The 6,163-nt window shown below is 67.0% G+C and carries 5 protein-coding genes and 1 riboswitch; all 5 genes read right to left on the reverse strand.

Features of this window, described 5'->3' with window-relative positions; genetic code table 11:
• Window positions 1–2,446: aminomethyl-transferring glycine dehydrogenase (gcvP, locus tag K0M70_RS08930; RefSeq protein ID WP_290781451.1), on the reverse strand; the 2,446-nt coding region annotated here is incomplete at its 3' end.
• A gap of 42 nt (window positions 2,447–2,488) precedes the next feature.
• Window positions 2,489–2,587: riboswitch (glycine riboswitch) on the reverse strand.
• A gap of 148 nt (window positions 2,588–2,735) precedes the next feature.
• The gene (gene phoU / locus K0M70_RS08935; RefSeq protein ID WP_290781453.1) at window positions 2,736–3,434 is read right to left on the reverse strand and encodes a phosphate signaling complex protein PhoU; all 699 of its coding nucleotides are present in this window, start codon (window positions 3,432–3,434) and stop codon (window positions 2,736–2,738) included.
• Between the two features lie 7 nt (window positions 3,435–3,441).
• Window positions 3,442–4,257 carry a phosphate ABC transporter ATP-binding protein PstB gene (pstB, locus tag K0M70_RS08940; RefSeq protein ID WP_290781454.1) on the reverse strand — a complete coding sequence of 272 codons (816 nt, stop codon included), beginning with the start codon at window positions 4,255–4,257 and terminating at the stop codon, window positions 3,442–3,444.
• Window positions 4,250–5,113 (reverse strand): phosphate ABC transporter permease PstA, encoded by an 864-nt coding sequence (pstA, locus tag K0M70_RS08945; protein ID WP_290781456.1) that lies wholly within the window; start codon window positions 5,111–5,113, stop codon window positions 4,250–4,252. The genes pstB and pstA overlap by 8 nt, the downstream gene beginning before the upstream one ends.
• Window positions 5,113–6,078 carry a phosphate ABC transporter permease subunit PstC gene (gene pstC / locus K0M70_RS08950; RefSeq protein ID WP_290781457.1) on the reverse strand — a complete coding sequence of 322 codons (966 nt, stop codon included), beginning with the start codon at window positions 6,076–6,078 and terminating at the stop codon, window positions 5,113–5,115. The genes pstA and pstC overlap by 1 nt, the downstream gene beginning before the upstream one ends.
• Between the last annotated feature and the right edge of the window lie 85 nt (window positions 6,079–6,163).

Raw genomic sequence — 6,163 nt, forward strand, 5'->3', positions numbered from 1 at the left:
CGATGCCGGAGGTCTTCTCCAGCGGACGCACGTCCAGGATGCACTCGTGTGCCACCAGGCCGTTGCGGCCGGTGTACAGGGTCTTGAAGTGCGGGGCCAGGCGCTTGGCGATGTAGTTGGCGTTGAGCAGCGCCACCTGCGTTGCGCGGCGCAGGCCGTAGGCGCCCATCATCGTGACGTACATCCAGCTGATCGGCAGGATGGAAGCCGAACCGTAGCTGGCGCCGCTGACCATGCCGACGTCGCCTTCGCCGCCGAGGGTTTTCGGCAGGAAGGGCGCCAGGTGCGACTTCACCGCGCACGGGCCCACGCCCGGGCCGCCGCCGCCGTGCGGGATGCAGAAGGTCTTGTGCAGGTTCAGGTGCGACACGTCCGAGCCCCACTTGCCGGGCTGGGCCACGCCGACGATGGCGTTCATGTTGGCGCCGTCGGTGTACACCTGGCCGCCGTGGGCGTGGATGATCTCGCAGATCTCGACGATGGCTTCCTCGAACACGCCGTGCGTGGACGGGTAGGTGACCATCAGCGCGGCCAGGCGGTCACCGTACTTCTCTGCGTGGCGGCGGATATCCTCGACGTCCACGTTGCCGTTGGCGTCGCACTTGGTCACCACCACGGTCATGCCGCACATCATGGCCGAGGCCGGATTCGTGCCGTGGGCCGATTCCGGGATCAGGCAGATGTCGCGCTGGTGGTCGCCGCGGCTGCGGTGGTAGGCGCGGATGGCCAGCAGGCCGGCGTATTCGCCCTGGGCGCCGGAGTTGGGCTGCAGGCTCACGGCGTCGTAGCCGGTGCACTCCACCAGCATGGCTTCGAGCTCTTGAATCAGCTGCACGTAGCCCTGTGTCTGCGCGGCCGGCGCCAGCGGGTGGATGTTGCCGAACTCGGGCCAGGAGACCGGGATCATTTCGGCGGTGGCGTTGAGCTTCATGGTGCAGCTGCCCAGCGGGATCATTGTGCGGTCCATGGCCAGGTCTTTGTCGGACAGCTGGCGCATGTAGCGCAGCAGTTCGTGCTCGCTGTGGTGGGTGTTGAACACCGGGTGCTGCATGAACTTCGAGGTGCGCGCCAGGCCGGCGGGCAGGGCGTCCGCGGCCGAGGCGTCCAGGGCCTCGACGTCGGCGCTGGCGCCAAACAGCGCGGCGAGCGACACGATTTCTTCGCGGGTGCTGGTTTCGTCCAGGCTGATGGCCAGGCTGGTGGCGTCAATCCGGCGCAGGTTGATGCGAGCGGCTTCGGCCTTGGCATGTACCGCGTTCGCATCCACGCCCACCACGTGCAGGGTGTCGAAGAAGTCGGTGCCCACGGTGATGCCGACGCCGCGCAGCGCCGTGGCCAGGATCGTGGCCAGGCGGTGGGTGCGGCGGGCGATGCGGGTCAGCCCTTCCGGGCCATGGTAGACGGCGTACATCGAGGCCATCACCGCCAGCAGCACCTGCGCGGTGCAGATGTTGGACGTGGCCTTCTCGCGGCGGATGTGCTGCTCGCGCGTCTGCAGGGTGAGGCGGTAGGCCGGCTGGCCCTGGGCGTCGATGGACACGCCGATCAGGCGGCCCGGCATGGAGCGCTTGAACGCGTCCTTGCAGGCCATGAAGGCGGCATGCGGGCCGCCGAAGCCGAACGGCACGCCGAAGCGCTGCGAGTTGCCCACCACGATGTCGGCGCCCCATTCGCCCGGGGCCTTGAGCAGGGTGAGAGCCAGCAGGTCGGTGGCCACGGCCACCAGGCCGCCGCGCGCGTGCACGGCGTCGGCCAGCGCCTGGTAGTCATGCGCCTGGCCGAAGGTGTCGGGGTACTGCAGCAGCGCCCCGAACACGTCCAGCGAAGCGGCGTCGGCGTCGTCGGCCACCACCAGTTCGATGCCCAGGGGCTCTGCGCGGGTCTTGAGCACTTCCAGGGTCTGCGGATGCACGCCCCTGGAAACAAAGAACAGGTTGGACTTGGACTTGCACGAGCGCTTGGCCAGGGTCATGGCCTCGGCGCAGGCGGTGGCCTCGTCCAGCAGGGACGCGTTGGCGATCTCCATGCCGGTGAGATCGCTGCACAGGGTCTGGAAGTTGATCAGCGCTTCCATGCGGCCCTGGGAAATCTCGGCCTGGTACGGGGTGTAGGCGGTGTACCAGGCGGGGTTTTCCAGGATGTTGCGCAGGATGACGTTCGGCGTGTGGGTGCCGTAGTAGCCCTGGCCGATGAAGCTGCGGAAGACCTGGTTCTTGTCCGCTATCAGGCGGATCTTGGCGATGGCCTCGACCTCGGTGATCGGCGCGGGCAGGGCCAGCGGCCCCGGGGACTTGATGCTGGCCGGCACGATGGCGTCCGTGAGGGCGTCCAGCGAGGCCTGGCCGACCACGCCCAGCATGTGGGCGATTTCGGCGTCGTTGGGGCCGATGTGGCGTTCGAGGAAGGCGTCGTGCTGCTCGAGCTGGCTCAGGCTTTCGCGGTTCATGGGCTGTCCGGGGCAAAGGGGGAGGCCGCGCACGAATGCGCGGGGTGCCCCTCTGTCCTTTTGCCTGAGAGTTTTGGGTCGCGTCCTGCGTCCCATGCCCCTTCGGCGCCGGTTGGTTCCGGTCTCTCCAGAGTCGCTCGCGCGGTACGGTTCCGGGTTCCTGAGCGATTACGGGCGTTACGCCTTCGGCGCTGGCCTAGGCCAGTCTCTCCCGCACCACGCATTGAGCCCGCCCAGTCTACCCCAAGGGCCGGGGGGGCGGCAGTCACCTGCGCGTGAAGACGGGGGGCTATTCGGTGGTGGTGTCGCGCTTTTCGCGCTCTTCCGCAGGCTGTTCGCCGTGGACCAGGAACCAGGTGTTTTCGGCGATGTTGGTGGCGTGGTCGCCGATGCGCTCGATGTTCTTGGCGATGAACAGCAGGTGGGTGCAGGGCGTGATCTGGCGCGGGTCCTCGGCCATGTAGGTCAGGAACTCGCGGAACAGGCCCGTGTACTCGGCGTCGAGCTCGGCGTCGCGGCTGCGCACGGTCATGGCCCGGTCGGCGTCACGATCGCGATAGGCCTGCAGTGCGTCGCGCACCAGCGTGTTGGCCAGCTTGGCCAGCGCGGGCAGGCCGCGGGCGGCCGACACCGGCGCCGTCTGGTTGAGCACCATCGACCGCTTGGCCACGTTGGCCGCGTAGTCGCCGATGCGCTCGATGTCCGAAGAGATGCGCAGCGAGGCATAGACCTCGCGCAGGTCGCGGGCCATCGGCTGGCGAAGCGCCAGCAGGCGCAGCACGTCGTGGCTTACTTCGTGTTCCAGCAGGTCTATGGCGTCGTCGTTGGCCACCACGCGCATGGCGGCGGCGCTGTCGCGGCGCAGCAGCACGTCGATCGCCGCGTCGAGTTGGCTGATGGCCAGTTCGCCCATGCGCTGGATCTCGCCGTCTAGGCGCTTGAGCTCGTTGTCGTAGCTCTTGACGATATGGTCGTTCATAGGGGGCATCCTGTGGTCAGCCGAACCGGCCGGTGATGTAGTCTTCGGTCTGCTGCTTGGTCGGCTTGGTGAAGATGGTTGATGTGACGCCGTGCTCCACCAGCTCGCCCAGGTACATGAAGGCCGTGTAGTCGGAGCAGCGCGCCGCCTGCTGCATGTTGTGGGTGACGATCAGGATCGTGAACTGCTGCTTGAGCTCGGCGATCAGCTGCTCGATCTTGCCGGTGGCGATCGGGTCCAGCGCCGACGTGGGTTCGTCGAACAGGATCACTTCGGGCTTGAGCGCCACCGCGCGGGCAATGCACAGGCGCTGCTGCTGGCCACCCGACAGGCCCAGTGCGTTCTGCTTGAGCTTGTCCTTCACTTCGTCCCACAGCGCGGCCTGGCGCAGTGCGCCCTCCACGCGGATGGCCATGTCCGGCTTCGACAGCTTTTCGTAGTGGCCGATGCCGTAGGCGATGTTGTCGTGGATGGACATCGGGAACGGCACCGGCTTCTGGAACACCATGCCGATCTTGCTGCGCAGCTTGTTGAGCGGGTACTTGGGGTCGAGGATGTTCTCGCCGTCCAGGATCACCTCGCCGCTGGCCTTCTGGCCGGGGTAGATCGAATAGATGCGGTTGAAGATGCGCAGCAGCGTGGACTTGCCGCAGCCCGACGGACCGATCAGCGCCGTGACGCGCTTCTCGGGCACGTCCAGGTTGATGTCCTTGAGCGCGCTGAAGTCGCCGTAGTGGAAGGCGAGGTTGCGGGCCGAAAGCTTGGCCGCACGGGGAGCCAGCTCCGTCGCCGTGGGCACGGCCGTGGTGAAGGCAATCGTGGCTTTAGTCATGGCTCATCTTCTTGCGCAGCAGGAAAAAGCGGGCGGTGATGCTGACCAGCAGCACGAACACCGTGATGATGAAGGCGCCGGCCCAGGCCAGCTTGTTCCAGTACTCGAACGGGCTGAGCGCGAACTGGAAGATGGTGACCGGCAGGTTGGCCACTGCACCGGTCATGTCGGTGCTCCAGTACTGGTTGTTGAAGGCGGTGAACAGCAGCGGCGCGGTTTCACCGCTGATGCGCGCCAGGGCGAGCAGGATGCCGGTGACGATGCCGGGTGCCGCGGCGCGGTAGAGGATCTGGGTGGTGACCTTCCACTGCGGGACGCCCAGCGACAGCGCGGCCTCGCGCATCTGGGTGGGCACCAGCTGCAGCATCTCGTCGGTGGTTCGCACCACCACCGGAAGCACGATGAAGGCCAGGGCGATGGAGCCGGCGTAGCCGGAGAAGCCGCCCGTGGTGCGCACCACCACCGTGTAGACGAACAGGCCCAGCACGATCGACGGCGCCGACAGCAGGATGTCGTTGACGAAGCGGATCACGGCGCCAAGCTTGCGATGGTTGACGTACTCGGCCAGGTAGGTGCCTGCTGCAACACCGATTGGAGCGCCCATGAGCACCGCCAGGCCGCTGATCAGCAGGCTGCCGGCCATGGCGTTGAGCAGGCCGCCGGTGGCCTGGCCCGGGGGCGGCGTCATCTCGGTGAACAGGCTCAGGCTCATCGCGTCCACGCCCTTGGTGAACGTGGTCCAGAGGATCCACACCAGCCAGAACAGGCCAAACAGCGCCGCAAAGCCGGACAGCACCAGCGAGATGGCGTTGACGATGCGGCGGCGCAGGAACAGGCTTTCGGCGACGGTGGCCATCAGTTGCCCTCCCGCTTCTTGAGCTGCATCAGCATGAGTTTGGCGATGGAAAGCACGATGAAGGTCACGGCAAACAGCAGGAAGCCCAGCGCCAGCAGCGCCGATTGGTACATGGGCGTGGTGGCCTCGGCAAACTCGTTGGCCACGCTGGCGGCGATGGAGTTGCCGGGCTCGAGCAGCGACACGCTGATGCGGTGGGCGTTGCCCAGCACGAAGGTGACCGCCATGGTTTCGCCCAGCGCCCGGCCCATGCCCAGGAAGATGCCGCCGATCACCGCCGAGCGGGTGTAGGGCAGCACGATGTCCCACACCACTTCGGTGGTGGTGGAGCCCAGCGCGTAGGCCGACTCCTTCAGGCGCGTGGGTACGGTGAGGAAGACCTCACGCATCACCGATGAAATGAAGGGGATGATCATGATCGCCAGGACGATGCCGGCGGTAAGCATGCCGATGCCCAGCGGCGGGCCGCGGAACAGGGCGCCAAGGATCGGCCAAGGGCCGATGTGTTCGTCTATCCAGGGGTAGACGTAGTTGCCCAGCAGCGGGGCCAGGACGAACAGGCCCCACATGCCGTAGATGATGGAGGGGATGCCGGCCAGCAGCTCGATGGCCGAGCCCAGCGGCTGGCGGATCCACGCCGGCGCCACTTCAGTCAGGAACAGCGCGATGCCGAAGCTGACCGGCACCGCGATGATCATGGCGATGGTGGTGGTGACCAGCGTGCCGTAAATGGCGACCAGCGCACCGTAGCGCTCGCGCACCGGGTCCCATTCGGTGGACACCAGGAAACCCCAGCCAAACTCGGAGAAGGCTTCGCGCCCGCCCCAGTACATCGAGAGCGCCGCCAGCACGAGCGTGATGAGCACGAACCAGCCGGCGACCGCGACGATGTTGCGGAACAGCCAGTCGCCGATGTTGTCGAGCCATCTCGGCGCGGTGGGGGTGTTTGTGGCGGGAGCTTGCATTCAGTGCTTACTCGCTGGATTGACGCCGGGCCTGGCCCGGAAACAGCCGCGGGGGGGGGGGGGGGGGGGGGGGGGGGGGGGGGGG

Source organism: Arenimonas sp. (genome assembly GCF_019459675.1).
Classification (GTDB): domain Bacteria; phylum Pseudomonadota; class Gammaproteobacteria; order Xanthomonadales; family Xanthomonadaceae; genus Arenimonas.